The sequence below is a fragment of the Methylorubrum zatmanii genome (genome assembly GCF_014845115.1).
GTDB lineage: Bacteria > Pseudomonadota > Alphaproteobacteria > Rhizobiales > Beijerinckiaceae > Methylobacterium > Methylobacterium zatmanii.
In genome coordinates, this window is record NZ_NKUI01000041.1 from 81,793 (window position 1) to 97,466 (window position 15,674).

Here is a 15,674-nt window from a genome sequence, read left to right on the forward strand (position 1 = left end):
ATAAAGATAGTCACTACCTCTCTTTTTCATATCCCAAGCTTGCCGCGACACGGCTCGACCTGTCGCGGAGAGATTGGGCGATCAGATCCGTTCGATTGTTGCACCGACGGAATATCGGCACAGCCGACCATGCCGAATCCTGGGCGGTACCGGTGATCCCTCCAGCGCGGAGCGCGTTGATCGTTTCAGTTGACGTTTCAGCTGCAGAGAAGGAGCGGGCCGTGACGAAATTGTTCATCGCGCGGGTGCGCGGCGCGGGAGGCGAGCGCCCGCTGATCACGGTGCGGGCCGCTGCCGAGGGAGAGGCGCGTCTGTTCGTCGAGGCGGCTTATCCCGAGGAGGAGGTTGTCGACATCGCCGAGCCCGGCGAGTGGATCAGCGATTCCGATACCGGCACGAGGAATGGCGACGTGCGCGAGCATCCCGGTGCCACCTGGCAACCGCCGTCGAGTCGGGCCGGGTCGCTGCCTTGAGCTGTCTGCCCGAGGATGTGCGCACCCTCGCCCTGATGCTGCCGGAGGTGGGCGAGGGCGCGCATCAGGGCCATCCCGACTTTCGGGTCGGCGGACGAGTCCTCGCCACCTTGTGGACCGACGAGGCGCGCGTCGTCCTCCGGCTGACACCGGAGCGGCAGGCGGAACGGATCGAGGCCGAGCCGATGGCGTTCGAGGCGGCACCGGGCGCCTGGGGGGCCCGCGGCTGGACGAGCCTCAACCTCGATGCGTGCGAGGAGGAAACCCTCCGCTGCGGGCTGCTTTTGGCCTGGCGTTGCACCGCGCCGCCGGGCCTCGTCACTCGCTACGACGATCTCGCGCTCGATCCGTAGCGGCAGCGGGTCAGCTGCGCAGGCCGGGCGCCTCCTGGCCGGTGCTCGCGACATATTCGGTGTAGCCGCCGCCATATTGGCGGATGCCGTCGCCGGTGACCTCGAGCACCCGGTTCGACAGGGCCGAGAGGAAATGCCGGTCGTGGGAGACGAACAGCATCGTCCCCTCGTAGCCCGAGAGCGCACCGATCAGCATCTCCTTGGTGGCGATGTCGAGGTGGTTGGTGGGCTCGTCGAGGACGAGGAAGTTCGGCGGATCGTAGAGCATCTTGGCCATGACCAGCCGCGCCTTCTCACCGCCCGACAGCACGCGGCAGGGCTTCTCCACATCGTCGCCGGAAAAGCCGAAGCAGCCCGCCAGCGCCCGCAGCGAGCCCTGCCCCGCCTGAGGGAAGCTGCTCTCCAGATCCTCGAAGATCGTCAGATCGCCGTCGAGCAGATCCATGGCGTGCTGGGCGAAATAGCCGAGCTTGACACTGCCGCCGACGGCGACGCTGCCTTCATCCGGCTGAGCGGTGCCGGTCACCAGCTTGAGCAGCGTCGACTTGCCGGCGCCATTCACGCCCATCACGCACCACCGTTCCTTGCGGCGGATCGAGAAGTCGAGGCCTTCGTAGATGATGCGGCTGCCGTAACGCTTGTGCACGCCCTTCAGCATCGCCACGTCGTCTCCGGAACGTGGAGCCGGCTGGAACTCGAAGGCGACGGTCTGGCGACGGCGGGGCGGCTCAACCCGCTCGATCTTGTCGAGCTTCTTCACCCGGCTCTGCACCTGAGCGGCATGGCTCGCCCGCGCCTTGAAGCGCTCGATGAACTTGATCTCCTTGGCCAGCATCGCCTGCTGACGCTCGAACTGAGCCTGCTGATGCTGCTCGTTCAGCGCGCGCTGCTGCTCGTAGAAGACGTAATCGCCCGAATAGGTCGTCAGCGTGCCGCCGTCGATCTCGATGACCTTCGACACGATCCGGTTCATGAACTCGCGGTCGTGCGATGTCATCAGCAGGGCGCCGTCATAGCCCTTGAGGAAGGATTCGAGCCAGATCAGGCTCTCGAGGTCGAGATGGTTGCTCGGCTCGTCGAGCAGCATCACGTCGGGGCGCATCAGCAGGATGCGGGCCAGCGCCACGCGCATCTTCCAGCCGCCCGAGAGCCGGCCGACATCGCCGTCCATCATCTCCTGCGAGAAGCCGAGGCCCGACAGCACCTCGTAGGCCCGGCCTTCGAGGGCGTAACCGTCGAGCTCCTCGAAGCGCGCCTGCACCTCTCCGTAGCGCTCGATCAGGGTCTCCATCTCGTCGGCCCGGTCGGGGTCGGCCAGCGCAGCCTCCAGCACCTTCAACTCGGCGGCGACGGTCGAGACCGGGCCGGCGCCGTCCATCACCTCGGCGACGACCGAGCGGCCGGCCATTTCCCCGACATCCTGGCTGAAATACCCGATGGTGATGCCGCGATCGGTCGAGACCTGCCCCTCGTCCGGCTGCTCCTGCCCCGTCATCATGCGAAACAGCGTGGTCTTGCCGGCGCCGTTCGGGCCGACGAGCCCGGCCTTCTCTCCCTTCTGCAGGGCGGCCGATGCCTCGATGAAGACGATCTGGCGACCGTTCTGCTTGCCGATCTTTTCGAGACGAATCATGCGTCCGCGATGCCTGGAAGAGTGCCGTAAGGGGAGGAGCGCCGAGGGGGCAGGCGCGGCCTTACGCCATACCAGGCGCGGACGAAAGCAGAGCGGCCTCGGAACAGGCCTTTTCGGGCTCGGTGCCAACGGGAAGGCGCGCACGCTCAACCGGCGGTGTTGTTCGATATCGCCAGCCGGAAGAAAGCCTTCTCGTCTCCGCTATGCGGAATGCCATGAACAACATCAACGAACACCAGCAACGGACAGAGCACGGTCCTCGTCCATGAACGAAGATGGGTTCCACCTTCCGAGGAGCCGTCTGGAAATTAGGAAACCTTCGGCGACCCTCACGGCGCACTCGGCGCCACTCAGCGAAAGTCGGCCAATGAAATCACGAGCGCCGATCCCGGTCCCTTGCAGGACCGGGATCGGCGCTCGGTCTTTGTTGCGATGCTCGCCCTGAAACCGGTGCGGCGAGGGGCTCGCCTAACCGGGGACCTTCTTATGGGTCACAGCGGTCGCGACCTCGTCGGGACGCGCCTCGCCGTCGGCGGCGACCGCCCCCGAGAGAGCGGCGGCATGGAGGGCCAGCACGGGGACGAAGACGAGCGCCATCATCAGCGCTACGACGAGAACGACGCTGCTGTTGCGGCCGGACTTCGCCGCACGGGAGCGGGCGCGCCGGGAGATGGTGGTGGAGTCAGTCATGGCTCACCTCTTGTCGGACCAGCCGCCAAAGGCCGGTCGCGGGTGAGCCGGATCAGACGATCAGGCGCAGAGCACGCAGGCGGCCGAAGGCGGCGTGGTCGATCGACTACTGTCGTCGGGCATAGGGTTCGGAAGTTCCTGTTGAGCCACCCGAAGCGCACGTGGCAGCGACGGGTGGACAACGCGCGCATGCCGGACTTGTTCTCATCCGTCAAGTCCGTCCGCCGTCCGAAGCTGTGCAAGCCGGTCGAAGCAAGCCGGTCGAACGAGGCCCGCGCTTCCGGCGTTGAGCGACCATGTCGACGAGCAAGATCATCTGGACGCAGGCAGGTCTCTCCGAGGTGCCCCTGCGCCGCTTCACCGGGCGGGTGGGCGCAGTCGAAGTCGCCGTGGTCGAGTATGACGGCTCGAATCGTCTGTGGACGTGGTGGAGTCCGCTCGTCGAGGACATCTGGGGCCATGCCCAGGAGGCGGAGGCGGCCCAGCAGGCCTGCGAGATCTGGCTGCGGGGCTGGCTGGAAAATTTCCGGCCCTTCTTCGCTTCCGACACCGACTGATCGCTCTCAAACCGGAGCGATGGCGACGGGCACGGTATCATCAGCCTGCCTCGGCGAATTTAAGTGGCGACCTGCTCAATCTCTGTTACCGTGGGCTTATAATAACTTAGTCCGCCCCTATCTCTCATCAAAATCCCCGCCTCGCACAATTCTCTTCGCAAGAGCGCTGGTTCTCCAAATGTATGCCATTGCGAAAGTGTATCGTTTACAGCACTTTCCGTCAAATGACCATAAGATGGTAGTCTGTCAGCAATATATCTAAGTATCATTCTCCGCGGCAAAGGCTTTTTTGGCAAAGAGTTGATTTTTCCATCCAGATCAATAAAATAACTCAGTACATTCATCCTCTCCTTTGCCGTTAGGTCGCCAAAATTCCGCATCGATGGTAGAATATTGTACTCATCAGGATTGAACCATGATAGAGACCCTAGATAACGGGCCTCTCTTTCGTCATCCCACCCTTCCGGCCAATGCGCAAGTAACCACAATGCTTGATCGACCCAAGCACAAACCAAAACTGAATCCCACGAACTCATCTCATCTTGGCCTAAAGCAACTTTAGACATATAACCAGAGCAGAATATAAACCACTCTCCGGGCAGGAATATTCTGCCGGGTGACGATTGATGATCGTTATGAAACAGCATGAGCGATATAGCCAGATCATATATCCTCGGAATGCGCCCAGCATGATCTGGATCGATTAAATAAGGAACATTTTTTGAGTCAAATACAAGATTACTAGCCTTATAATCCCAAGAACAAGGAACAGTTACAAGTTCCAGTTTTTCAAGATTTAAGCGACACTCTTCGTGAATTGCAACAATGCGGTGAACGCGTTCAGACCATGCTAAAAATTCTTTAATCTTAGTCTCGCATGTCCGCATCGCCATTTCGAGGTGAGACTTGACCCAGTTAAGATCGCGTATCGGAAGTTTTGGCTCACTGATCATATCTACAGCGGACTCTGAAACATTTGCATGCAAGTCGCCTAGCAGCTCACCCGCTTTGTATAAATCATACTTGGATCCGCTATAGGATCTTCCTTCTATAAACGGATATACAACCCAATCTCCAGGCCACTTATCTTCAGGCAAACGGCGGGGATTCTCGGCAAAACCATCCAAAGGTGCGACACACCGAACCCCACGGCTCACGAGACCATGAAGCCAATCAGCAATTGCGGGGCCAGACGAGCGTGGAAATCCTGTTCTCTTCAACACACAGGGACGCCCATTTTTGAAAATTTTTAAAACAGGTCCATATTTGCACAATGACTGTGCTGTTTCAATTTCACTCACGGAGAACCCAAACATCAAAGCAGCTCTAACCATATCGCTATTCATGTTTGGTGTCATCGTATTTATCTTTAGCTTAGCAATGGAGAGGGGTGTTCGGCGCATCACCCCCGGCTGCGCCACATGTAGCGGGCGAGGATCGAGCGATACGGGGCAAAGCGCGCCGCTACCTCCACCGTATTCGCAATCCCCGTCAGTCGGCGCAGCACGCTGACGGCGGCCACGTCGCCGGCCGGCCAGATGTCCGGATCGAGGAAGTGGAAGATGCCCACCATGTCCGCGGTCCACTGGCCGACCCCGCGGATGCGGCACAGCACGGCCGAACGTTCCGCGTGGGGCAGGGCGGCCAGTTCCGGCCCGAGCAGGTCGGACGCCTCGGCCTCGCGGATGGCGTGCAGGGCCCGGATCTTGTTCGCCGACACGCCGCAGCCGCGCAGCACCGATTCATGGCCCGGCACGAACAGGTCGCGCGGTGTCCGCTCCGCCGCCGCGGCCGCCGCCTCGATCCGGCTCCAAATGGCCAGCGCCGCCCTGGTCGAGAGTTGCTGGTTGACGACCTCGACGAACAGGCGCTCTGCGACGCTGTCATGGGGCCCGGGCGTGACATCTATCGGCCCCAGCGCGGCGATGCCGGCGTGCAGGGGCTCCGAAATCAGCGCCGCCGTCCGCAGGAGATGGTCGTAGATCCCTGTATCGAGCATACCCTCCTCATGTCGGCACACCGCGATGGGCACGGACAGGACGATCACCCTGGGTCTTACGCGAAGGGGAACGGCCAAGACCTATGAAACCGCGCGGGACCGATTTCGAGAACTGCGACATGATGCGCCACACGCTCGCCGGATCGGCCGTGGCTCGGCAGAAAGCCTGCCTCTGAGCAGGCGCGGTATCCTTATTTCCATATCAGTATGCTTGAAACGAAGACCCTGACAGGCGCAGGTTGTGCATGCACCGCTCGAATCTCGTCTGGAAATGTTACGGCAAACTTAAGTTAGTTAATGAGCCATACTCACTCGGCGTTTACTTTATTCCGGTCAAATAGGAGTGCGTGGGAAGGCCCGTGCAGTTTGAGCTTGGGGAGACCTGGGACTTAGAAATGCTGGAATGCATGCCGATTGAAGACATGACAGACTAGAGATCAAATCCAATGGACGATGATGAAGTAATCCGGACAGATATCGAGCTTGCCCTGGCCGATGCGTGCTGGCGGCATGAGATCGTGATGCAGTTCGGCCCCTCCGCTTCGGATGATGACGGCACACGGCTCGAACTGAAGGGGGAGGCGAACACGATGCTTCGCTCAGCCTATGAAGAGCGGCTTCGTGCCATCCGCGCCTGGCGGCGCGCCCGCGGCATCAATTGAAACCTTCTCACTGCACCGGCATCTCCCGGCGAGACAGGATCACCGCCGCTTGTTCGACCTTGTCGCCGGCGTGGAGGAGAGCCTGCTCGACCAGCGCGAAAAGTTCAGGGTCGTCGGCCTTCTCGGCTTGTTGAGCGGCTTCGAGCAACGCGTCGAAAGCTGCGCAGAGGGCATCCGGCGGAGTCGTCTTGAAGGATCGGGCAACAGAACCGGCAAAAGCATCGGGTCGTGGAGCCTGATCCGAAAGAATAGCCCGCGACGTGGCGATCATCATCTTCGTGCGCTCGACGATCGCTCGAATCTCCGAAGCAAGCTGAGACGTCCGCTCGATTTTCGCTTGCACTGAGTTCAGCCGTGGCCGGTTCATAGGTGCCTCCCACCAGGTTCCGGATCAGTTTGAGATGTTTCCAGCAGGTTTACTTTGCGTGTGCGGCATTCGGGAAGGCTAGACCACACAGGTACTCTGTACAGCAATGCCGTCTCGGCGTTCATCATCCCGCCGGGGGATCTTCGGATCGGCGCCGGGAGGCTCAATGGGCCACCAATCGGCTCACCGCCCTGACGAACTCCGTATCGAGGATCGGTTTGCCCAGAACCGGATGCGAGCGGTAATCGGACAGCCCCGCAATCCTCACCTCACCCGTCGCGAACAGGTATGGCACGCCGAGTGCGCTGAGTTGATCCGCAACGGAATAGACCAGATCATCGCTGAGATGCACGTCGAGCACCGCCGCATCGGGCTTTGCTTTCTCAATCAGAGCCAGAGCCTGCACCGCCTTGGAAACCGGCCCGGCCACGACGGCCCCGGCCTCCTGCAGCCATCTCTCCATCTCGATCGCAATCAGGTACTCGTCCTCGACGACAAGGATGCGGCAGCCGGTCAGAGGCAGATCGGAAGGATTCATGACGACTCCCGCCGTACGGTGCCCGACCTTCTAGATGATTTTCCGCCGATGCGGCTTGTCGTAAGTTACTTCAGCGGAAGTTCAATTCTGCACCGCACACCATCGGAACCCAGAACGTATTCCGTTCGGCCTTGTAAGGCGTAGGCGAGGGCGTTTTCGATCAGTTCGCGACCATAGCCGCGCCGCTCCGTTCCGTTCGGTTCAATCTCAACGTCGCTCTCGACCCAGTTGAGCGCCATGCGCTTTCCCCGGTTGCCGGCCGCGAGCCGTTCCCAGGTAATGGAGAGCCGGCCCGACTCGTCCTTCAGGGCACCGTACTTGACCGCGTTCGTGGTCAGCTCATGCAGGGCGAGGGCGAAATTCTGCACCTGTGCCGATGTCAGCAGCACCTTCGGCCCGGCAATGGTGATGCGTTTGAGATTGCTTCCGGCATAGGCGGCGAGTTCGGCCCGCACCAGGGCGCTCACCTCCACGGTGTCGTTGCCCGAGCGGCTCAGCAGCGACTGGGCTCGTCCGAGGGCATTCAGCCGGGTGGTGAAGTTTTCCACCGGCGCCCCCCGGCCGATGGTGCGGGTGGCCAGGGAAGTGACGACGCCGAGCAGGTTGCGGGACCGGTGCTGGAGTTCCCTGACGAGCACGTCCTGGCGTTCTGCGGCGAGTTTCGCGTCGGTGACGTCGGAGGTGATGCCGCCGATGCGGTGAACCTGGCCCTTGTCGTCGAAGAGCGGAAAATCGGCATTGGCGAGCCAGCGCTCCTCGCCGTCGCTCGGGCGCCGAATGCGGAAGGTATGGGAGACGCGCGCACCCGCCCTGACTCGCCGGAAGGCATCGAGCACTTCCTTGCGGTCCTTTTCCGAGACCAATTTCAGCCAGGACCGGAGGTCGTTCTGGCCTGCATTGCTCAGCGACGCGCCGTAGAGCGTCTCGAAGGCCGGACCCGCATATTCGAAATCCAGGGTCTTCGCGTTCCGGATCCAGAGCACATCGGAGGACGCGTCGGCGAATTGCCGGAAGCGCTCCTCGCTCTCGCGCAGGGCCGCCTCCGCCTGTTTGCGCGCCGTGATGTCGACGAAGGTGATGACGATGCCGGCGATGAAATTATCGACGCTGCGATAGGGCAGAATGCGGACCATGTAGCGCGTGCCGGTATCGGCATTCTCGATCTCGCGCTCCGAACTGTTCAGCGTCCGCAAGACACGCCGGGCATCGTCCTGCAGTTCGTCATAGGCGATGCGGGATTTAATGTGGGCAATGGGGCGCCCGGCATCCGACTCGACCAAATGGAACAGCTCGACCGAAGCCGGCGTAAACCGCATGACACGCAACTCGTTGTCGAGGAAGACCGTCGCGATCTGCGTGCTTTCGAGGAAATTCTTGAGGTCGCTGTTGATGCGCCCGAGTTCCTGCACACGTAACCCAAGCTCACCGTTGACGGTCGTCAGCTCTTCGTTGACAGATTGCAGCTCTTCCTTCGAGGTCTGCAACTCTTCGTTAGCGGATTGCAGCTCCTCGTTGAGGGACTGATATTCCTCGTTCGAGGCTTTCAGTTCCTCGTTCGTGCTTTCCGCTTCTTCGGCGACCGCCTGCAGGCGGTCCTTTGTCTCGCGCAGCTCCGTCTCGAGCTGCTGGATACGATCGTATTGGTCTCGGGACGCCGTCGAGGTCGTGACGGGCTCCGCGACAGGCGATCCGCCCTCCTTGAACAGCACGAAGAAGCTGCGGGCGGCGTTGCCGACATCCCTCACGGGTTCGACGATGAGATCGAGCATCAGGATCTGACCGTCCTGCTCGACCCGTCGATTGGCGAGATGGATCGTGTCGTCCTCTTCCGTGGCCCGCGCCAGCGCGGATCGCAGGTCGAGGCGCAGATCCGGATGCACCAGTTGCAGGAGGTTGAGGGTGGCCGCTCCGCCGGCCGGATGGATGTAGCGGCCGCTCCGTCCAGAGAAGTGCATCACCATGTGAGCGTCGTCGACGATCACATAGGCCGGCGTGTAGCGCTCCACGAAACGTTCCGCGCGCTGGGCGAGGGACGGCTCGAGCATGCGGGCCGGCAGATGGGATGTCGGGCGGTTCTCGAGACGCGGAGAGGCGACGGTGAAGGGAAAGTCGGGGAGGATCCGGCTATGCGTCTCCAGTCGGCGGAAGATGCGCGAACGATTCTCGATCGGGGCGAAGAGGTTCGTGTGACGCGAGACGTTCTCGGAATTGCCGAGGAACAGCACGCCCTCCGACCGCAGGGCGAAGTGGAAGACCGGGATGACGCGGCTCTGCAACTCGGCATCGAGATAGATCAGCAGGTTGCGGCACGAGATCAGGTCGAGGCGTGAGAACGGCGGATCCTTGATGATGCTGTGCTGGGAGAAGATGCACATCTCCCGCACCTCCTTGACGATGCAGTAGGTGTTGCCCTCCCGCACGAACCACCGCGCGAGCCGTTCCGGGCCGACATCGCGGATGACTGCATCGCTGTAGCGCGCCGCCCGGGCGGCGGCGAGCGCCCGCCCGTCGAGATCGGTGGCGAAGATCTGAACCTGCGGCACTTCCTCGAGCGTCGCCATATGCTCGCGCAGCAGGATACCGAAGGAATAGGCCTCTTCTCCGGTCGAACAACCAATGACCCAGACCCGCACTTGGTCGTTGCGGGTCTTGTTCTGGAACAGCTTCGGGATGACGTTGCGCTCCAGGCGCTCGAACTCCTTCGCATCGCGGAAGAATTGTGTCACGCCGATCAGGAGATCGTTGAAGAGCTCCTGAGCCTCTCCGGGCTGCGTCCGCAGATACTCGACGTAAGCCTGGCCGTCGCTGATCTGCGCGACCTGCATCCGCCGTTGGATCCGGCGCATGAACGTGCCGGCCTTGTAGCCGTGGAAATCGTGTCCCGTCTTGTTGCGCAGGACGGCGGCGATGTTGGCAAGGACATCCGAGAGTTCCGACTCTTCGAGGGACGAAGCCGACACATCGCCCGACGACAGCTGACGGATGCTGGCGCCGATCCGCTCCGCCAATCGATCAACCGGCAGGACCGCATCCGCCAGGGCAGCGGGGATGTTGCTCGTGGCGAGTTCGCCGGACCGGGATTCCTCCGTTTCCTCAGCGAAGGCGATGCCGCCGGCTTCCTTCACCGCCTTGAAGCCGAGGGTTCCGTCCGATCCGGTGCCGGCGAGCACCACCGAGATGCTGCGGCCGTCGATGTCGCGGACCAGGGATACGAGGAAGCTGTCGATGGTGCCCCGTTCACCGAACCGTTGCTCGGCGAGTCTCAGCTGAAAATGGTCCCTCTCGATGCTCACGATCACATTGGGGTCGGGCAGATAGGTGCGCCCGGCCAGGAGGGGCATATCCTGCTCGATCCTGCTCAACTCGTGCCCTGCCTCCCGGAGGGCGCGACCGAACGCATCGACGTCGAGCACCTCCCGATGCTGGAAGACGACGATGAACGCCGTATTCGGTTGCGGCGGAAGCTTCCCGAGAAGGTGAAGCAGCGATGACGTGTTCGCTGCCGATGCACACAGGGCGACGACGATCGGCTTGCCCTCGCGAAACTCAGGATCCTCTGAGGATGTCATCATGACCCGCTGCCGCAGAGGCTCCCTGTCGCTTCTCGTCCGGTTCCGTCAGCGTCAGCCGCGACCGCGATCCGATGGCTCCGATGGCGGTAGCGAGTGGAGGATGGCCTGTCGAATCGTATCGGCATAGCGACGGTATTCGGCCTCGCGGGCTTCGTACATCTCGCTCACCGCCATCCGCCCCGCTTGGCGGCCATCCTCGGCCATGCGCCGAACGAGTTCGGCCCGCTCCTCGACGATGCGCAGGGCCACGCGCAGGGCTTCGTCGACGGCATCTTCCTGTTTCTTAGCAAGCACCTCGGCGCTGTAGGCATGGCCCACCTGACACCGGAAGCGCAACGGCGCTCCATCCACGATTTCGGACAGGACGCCGCCGCAGGCGGGGCAGGAGAGGGCGACGGGTTTGGCGATGGGCCGCAGGATCTCACTGTCGATCCGTCCACCGGCGGCGATCTCGACTTCCAGAGTGATGTCGGCAGGTACGGGCCGGGGCGGCCCCGCCGGCTGGCGCACGAGTTCGGGCAGAACATCGGCCATGCGGGCCGCCGGCAGGATGAAATCGACTTCCGTGTTCGAGAGCGCATTGCGCGGCATCTCATCGGCGATCGCCTCATCGGGATCCTGCACGAGCGTGACGCCGCCGCAGCGTTTGATCGCCTGGAGGCCGGATACGCCGTCGTTGAGCATCCCGCTCAGAAGGATACCGATGACGCGGGGCCCGAAAGCGGCGGCAGCCGACCGGAACAGCGGGTCGATGGCCGGTCGGGCAAGATTCTCGCGCGGGCCGCATCCGAGCCGGATGCGGTCTTCCGACAGGATGAGGTGATGATCGGGCACGCCGAGATAGATGTGACCGCTCTGGATCGCCAAACCATCGACCGCCGCATGGACGGGCAGATGCACCGCTGCGGCCGAGATGGTGGCGAGGAACCCGAGGCTGCGGGACGGGACGTGGACCACGATGAAGACAGCAGCGGGAAGGTCTCGTGGCAGGCTGCCGAGGATCGCCTTGATCGGCGTCGTGGCGCCGGAGGATCCGCCGATGACGATGATGTCGCGATGGCTCAAGCTGCGCCGCTCCAGATGCGTTCCGGCCGGGTCCGTGAAGGCAGCTCCGGCCCGCACGGGCCCGGCGCGTATCCCATAGAAGTAGCGTCGGCTCGCACGGAATGTTCCGGGCGCCGGCATCGATACCGGTCACGCCCCGGCAATTCGGGATATGCAGGAACGTCGGCAGGCCGGCGGCCGAGGCCGCTCGGCAGCCCGTGCTGTCACGCGCCGTCGCTCAGATAGGTCGTGAGATTGCGCCGGATGCGGTCGAGCGGCATCTCGGCCGTGTCGGGCAGGACGAAGGTCTCGCCGGTGATGGTCTCGTAAGCGCGGATGTAGACGGCAGCGGCGCCGAGCACGACCTCGGAGGGGATCTCCGGAATGGCGTCGCGGTAGGGGTCGCAGCGCGCCACGACCCAATTGCGGACATAGTCCTTGTCGAAGCTTTCCGGCGCGGTCCCGGCCGCGAGCCGCTCGGGATAGCTCTCCGCGAACCAGTAGCGGCTGCTGTCCGGGGTGTGGACCTCGTCGGCGAGCACGATCCGCCCCTCGGCATCGGTCCCGAACTCGTATTTCGTGTCGGCGAGGATGAGGCCGCGCTCGGCCGCGAGCGCCTGGCCGCGGGCGAACAGCGCCAGGGCCGCCTCCGAGACGGTGCGCCACTGGGCGGCGGTCAGCAGACCCTGCTCCACAATCGCTGCCTCGCTGAGCGGTTCGTCATGCGCCCCGTCCGAGGCCTTCGTGGTCGGCGTGATGATGGCTTCCGCCAAGCGCTCGTTCGGGCGCAGGCCTTCGGGCAGGCGGTGGCCGTACATCTCGCGCTCGCCGCGCCGGTAGCGGGTCAGGATCGAGGTGGAGGTGGTGCCCGCGAGATAGCCGCGCACCACGATCTCGACCGGCAGGATGTCGAGCCGTCGGCCGACGACGACGTTCGGGTCGGGATAGGCGAGGACGTGGTTCGGGCAGAGGTCGGCAGTCCGCTCGAACCAGAAGCGCGCGGTCTGCGTCAGCACCTGCCCCTTGAACGGAATGGCGGCGAGCGGTCGATCGAAGGCGCTGATCCGGTCGGTGGCGATCAGGATCCGGCGGCCGTCGGGCAGATCGTAATTGTCCCGAACCTTGCCCCGGTACCGGTTGGGCAGACCCGCGATCTCCGCGTCATCGAGAACCTGATGCGCATGCTGCGCGAGAGAGGCGGCGTCCTTCATCTGTCTCACCCGCTCGTTTCACGAAAGGAGTTCGAGCAAGCCTCGTAGCAGGGAAGTGGCCCGTCCGCCTCTCCCGATCGCATCCGCTTCCGGCGGCGGCAAGGCAGCTGTGCAGTGGCGACGACGAAAGACGCCGCACGCGTGTTGGCACGCTGAGGCAGGATCGACGTCGCGGCCCTCGCAGGGCACGATACAGCGGCCTTACTCGTAAGGACCGCGGAACAGGTCGCCCAGGGCCTTCCGCCGAAACAGCGTCAGCCATCGCCGTCGCCGATGCTCCGGCCGGTCGTGCAGCATGTGGCAGCGTTGGCAAAAGGCTGCGAGATTGCCGGGGCGGTTGTCGGCCGTGTCATGGTTCCGATGGGCGGCGGCGAGCACTACCCGCGTCGTCCGGACGGTCCCGAGGATGTCGTCGCCGGCGGTGAGACCAACGGGCCGCCCCGCACCGTCGCGCCAGGAGGCCGCCCCCTCGTCCCACCACCGCCCGTCGCCGAGGTGAAATACCGTACGGCATGAGGGCGCCCGCACCCCTCGCACCGGCCCTGGGCGCGGCCGAAGCGGATGACCGCAGAGAGTTGCGGCCAATCGATCGGATAGAAGAAGCGGTGCTCGCGCCGGATCGGCATGGCAGGGGATCGCGTGCCAATGGCTACGCTTCCGCTTAGGCGACAAACGGAACAATGTCATGCCGAATCGACCTGGTCCGAGTGTCGGTCACGTTTGCAGGGGAAGCGCCGCGTCGAAGCTCGACATCGCCGCCGACCATCTCATCGCCGCGCGGGCCATCACTGCGGAGTAGGGGGGCGACGTGGCCGCAGCGATCGACCATGCCCTTCACACGGCGGGGCATGCTCTCAGGCGCGTTCAACCGGGAATGGGACGCCGGGAAAACCTCATTGAGCGGAGCCTTTTCCGGCTCACGGCACCACGAGGCATGGGCGCGCTCGCGTATCTCGAAGGCCGTACGGAGCAAGGTTCCCGCCTTTCCCCGTGCCTCCGGCCGCAGGGTGAGCCCGAAATCACTTGGTTTACGATCGAGGACTTTCGCAGCCTGGCTTCGCCACGTCGCATCGGCAGCGACGAAGAGCAGTTCGAGCCCGGACATATGGATCTGGCTCAAACCACCTGTCGCAAGAGTAGAGACAGGCTTTGCACGCGCCTTAAGATTGCGCACAATCTTTCAGTCGCAGCCCCTCCCGCAAGGGCGGCAGCCTGTCCAGTGCCGAGCTGCACACCCCTCATGCGCGCCAGAAATTTCGAATATGAAAGGCACTCCTTCACGGACGACGTCGTGCCGCGATCCCGCGTGTCCGTGAAGGAAGATCAGGCGGCACATGACACCAACGGCTCATAGCCCTACAGAATAGGTGTTCCGCACAATTAACAAAAATCAACAACATAGGAGAATCACTTGCAATCGAATGAGAATTCTGCGTCGCTCGAGATAATGACGCTCGCAATTGAAAAACATTTTTCCGTTGAGTATTTGAAAATAATTCTTCGCTCTACGATTTCAGACCTCCCTTAGGTATAGGTTTCCAGCTATCTGGAGCTACCCAGAGGTGTGGCCGTCTCCGCGCGTCCTCCCACCGAGGAGAGATGCGCCGGCCGCCAAATGAGAGGGCAAGATCTCTCGCACTGCATGCCTAGGCCCTGGCAGCGCGGTGCAGGCAGGGTCACACGGTGGCGGTTAGGAGCACGCGTCGGAAGCATGCAAAACTCTCAGATGCTGCGTGACATGGCCCTGTTCGTGGAAGTGGCCAAACGGAAAAGCTTCAGTCAGGCGGCCGCAGCGCTGGGAATGCCGATCTCGTCGCTCTCACGGCGGATCTCCATGTTCGAACAGATGGTCGGCCTGCGCCTTCTCGACCGCACCACGCGCCGGCTCGTTCTGACGTCGTACGGAGAGGCCTACTTCACCCAGGCGACCCGCCTGGTCGAAGAGGCACAACAGGCCTTCGACGATCTGGTGGCGGAGACGAAGGGGCCGAGCGGACTGCTCAAGATCGCCGCTCCGCCGGATTTCTGGGTCCTGCATCACCTATCCAGGATCGTCACGGACTTCTCCGCGCGCCATGAGCACATCCGGGTTCATGTCGATCTGAAACCCAGCACGATCGACTTGGTGGGCGGCAACTACGACCTCGCGGTGAGCATTGAGGAACCTCGCGAAACCTCGCTCATCATGCGTAAGGTGGCGGAAGTCGGAAACGGACTGTTTGCGGCACCGGCCTATCTCGATACCTATGGCCGGCCCAAAGCGCCCAGGGACCTGACGGCCCATCGCGCCATCGTACCGACGCAGGGGGCCGACACGACGTGGTCGCTCAGTCGCGCCGGCGAGGTCGTCCCGCTGCCGGTGAAAGGGCCGATTTCCTGCAACTCACCGAGTCTCGCTCGCCGCTTGGCCCTGGCGGAGCAGGGGATCATCAGCGCGCACCGCCTCAGCGTCGAACGGGACTTGGCCCAGGGCCGGCGAGCTATGCGGGAGATTGGGTGACGACGGTGTGTTGAAGGCGGCGTATCGAGGCGGGGTGGGAAACCTGCCCGAAACCCCCACGGAGAGAGATACCCA

General features: G+C 63.0%; 15 protein-coding genes and 1 pseudogene. 5 read left to right on the top strand and 11 right to left on the bottom strand.

What is annotated here, in order from left to right; all coding sequences use genetic code 11:
- Positions 1 to 221: 221 nt before the first annotated feature.
- Together MZTS_RS05535 and MZTS_RS05540 are read left to right on the top strand one after the other, a co-directional pair.
- Positions 222 to 473, top strand: a complete 252-nt coding sequence (locus tag MZTS_RS05535) for a hypothetical protein (RefSeq protein WP_192282398.1) — start codon at positions 222 to 224, stop codon at positions 471 to 473.
- Entirely contained in the window at positions 470 to 826 is a 357-nt protein-coding gene (locus MZTS_RS05540; protein ID WP_192282400.1) for an MmcQ/YjbR family DNA-binding protein, read from the top strand. The genes MZTS_RS05535 and MZTS_RS05540 overlap by 4 nt, the downstream gene beginning before the upstream one ends.
- Before the next feature lie 10 nt (positions 827 to 836).
- Here MZTS_RS05540 and MZTS_RS05545 read toward each other — a convergent pair whose 3' ends face one another.
- Positions 837 to 2,459 (bottom strand): ABC-F family ATP-binding cassette domain-containing protein, encoded by a 1,623-nt coding sequence (locus MZTS_RS05545; protein WP_192282402.1) that lies wholly within the window; start codon positions 2,457 to 2,459, stop codon positions 837 to 839.
- 468 nt (positions 2,460 to 2,927) lie between these two features.
- On the bottom strand, positions 2,928 to 3,149 hold the full coding sequence (locus tag MZTS_RS05550; protein WP_009865224.1) for a hypothetical protein: 222 nt from the start codon (positions 3,147 to 3,149) through the stop codon (positions 2,928 to 2,930).
- Between the two features lie 296 nt (positions 3,150 to 3,445).
- Here MZTS_RS05550 and MZTS_RS05555 point away from each other — a divergent pair, with 296 nt between their 5' ends.
- Positions 3,446 to 3,706 (top strand): hypothetical protein, encoded by a 261-nt coding sequence (locus MZTS_RS05555; protein WP_009865223.1) that lies wholly within the window; start codon positions 3,446 to 3,448, stop codon positions 3,704 to 3,706.
- A gap of 59 nt (positions 3,707 to 3,765) precedes the next feature.
- Here the strand turns inward: MZTS_RS05555 and MZTS_RS05560 are convergent, their stop codons facing one another.
- Positions 3,766 to 5,052, bottom strand: coding sequence for a DUF2087 domain-containing protein (locus MZTS_RS05560; RefSeq protein WP_192282404.1), 1,287 nt, complete (start codon positions 5,050 to 5,052; stop codon positions 3,766 to 3,768).
- A gap of 56 nt (positions 5,053 to 5,108) precedes the next feature.
- Positions 5,109 to 5,705 (bottom strand): DNA-3-methyladenine glycosylase family protein, encoded by a 597-nt coding sequence (locus MZTS_RS05565; protein WP_192282424.1) that lies wholly within the window; start codon positions 5,703 to 5,705, stop codon positions 5,109 to 5,111.
- 446 nt (positions 5,706 to 6,151) lie between these two features.
- Between MZTS_RS05565 and MZTS_RS05570 the strand changes: the two genes are divergently transcribed.
- Complete coding sequence (locus MZTS_RS05570; RefSeq protein ID WP_192282406.1) at positions 6,152 to 6,367, top strand: hypothetical protein; 216 nt, start codon at positions 6,152 to 6,154, stop codon at positions 6,365 to 6,367.
- Positions 6,368 to 6,374: 7 nt separating this feature from the next.
- Here the strand turns inward: MZTS_RS05570 and MZTS_RS05575 are convergent, their stop codons facing one another.
- The 7 genes and pseudogenes from MZTS_RS05575 to MZTS_RS05600 form a co-directional block, all read right to left on the bottom strand.
- Positions 6,375 to 6,734, bottom strand: a complete 360-nt coding sequence (locus tag MZTS_RS05575; protein ID WP_192282408.1) for a hypothetical protein — start codon at positions 6,732 to 6,734, stop codon at positions 6,375 to 6,377.
- A gap of 163 nt (positions 6,735 to 6,897) precedes the next feature.
- Complete coding sequence (locus MZTS_RS05580) at positions 6,898 to 7,272, bottom strand: response regulator (RefSeq protein WP_192282410.1); 375 nt, start codon at positions 7,270 to 7,272, stop codon at positions 6,898 to 6,900.
- A gap of 65 nt (positions 7,273 to 7,337) precedes the next feature.
- A complete protein-coding gene (locus MZTS_RS05585; RefSeq protein WP_192282412.1) occupies positions 7,338 to 10,844 on the bottom strand; it encodes a CheR family methyltransferase in 3,507 nt (1,168 codons plus the stop codon).
- Between the two features lie 51 nt (positions 10,845 to 10,895).
- Positions 10,896 to 11,909, bottom strand: coding sequence for a chemotaxis protein CheB (locus tag MZTS_RS05590; RefSeq protein WP_192282425.1), 1,014 nt, complete (start codon positions 11,907 to 11,909; stop codon positions 10,896 to 10,898).
- A 203-nt stretch (positions 11,910 to 12,112) separates the two neighbouring features.
- Positions 12,113 to 13,099: a phosphoribosylaminoimidazolesuccinocarboxamide synthase gene (locus MZTS_RS05595; protein ID WP_192282413.1), complete on the bottom strand. Its 987-nt coding sequence runs from the start codon at positions 13,097 to 13,099 to the stop codon at positions 12,113 to 12,115.
- A 201-nt stretch (positions 13,100 to 13,300) separates the two neighbouring features.
- A pseudogene (locus tag MZTS_RS25120) lies at positions 13,301 to 13,725 on the bottom strand (hypothetical protein).
- 35 nt (positions 13,726 to 13,760) lie between these two features.
- Positions 13,761 to 14,219 (bottom strand): hypothetical protein, encoded by a 459-nt coding sequence (locus MZTS_RS05600; protein WP_192282414.1) that lies wholly within the window; start codon positions 14,217 to 14,219, stop codon positions 13,761 to 13,763.
- Positions 14,220 to 14,837: 618 nt separating this feature from the next.
- On the opposite strand from MZTS_RS05600, the gene MZTS_RS05605 reads away from it, so the two are divergent.
- A complete protein-coding gene (locus MZTS_RS05605; protein WP_246482004.1) occupies positions 14,838 to 15,599 on the top strand; it encodes a LysR family transcriptional regulator in 762 nt (253 codons plus the stop codon).
- The last annotated feature ends 75 nt before the right edge of the window (positions 15,600 to 15,674 follow it).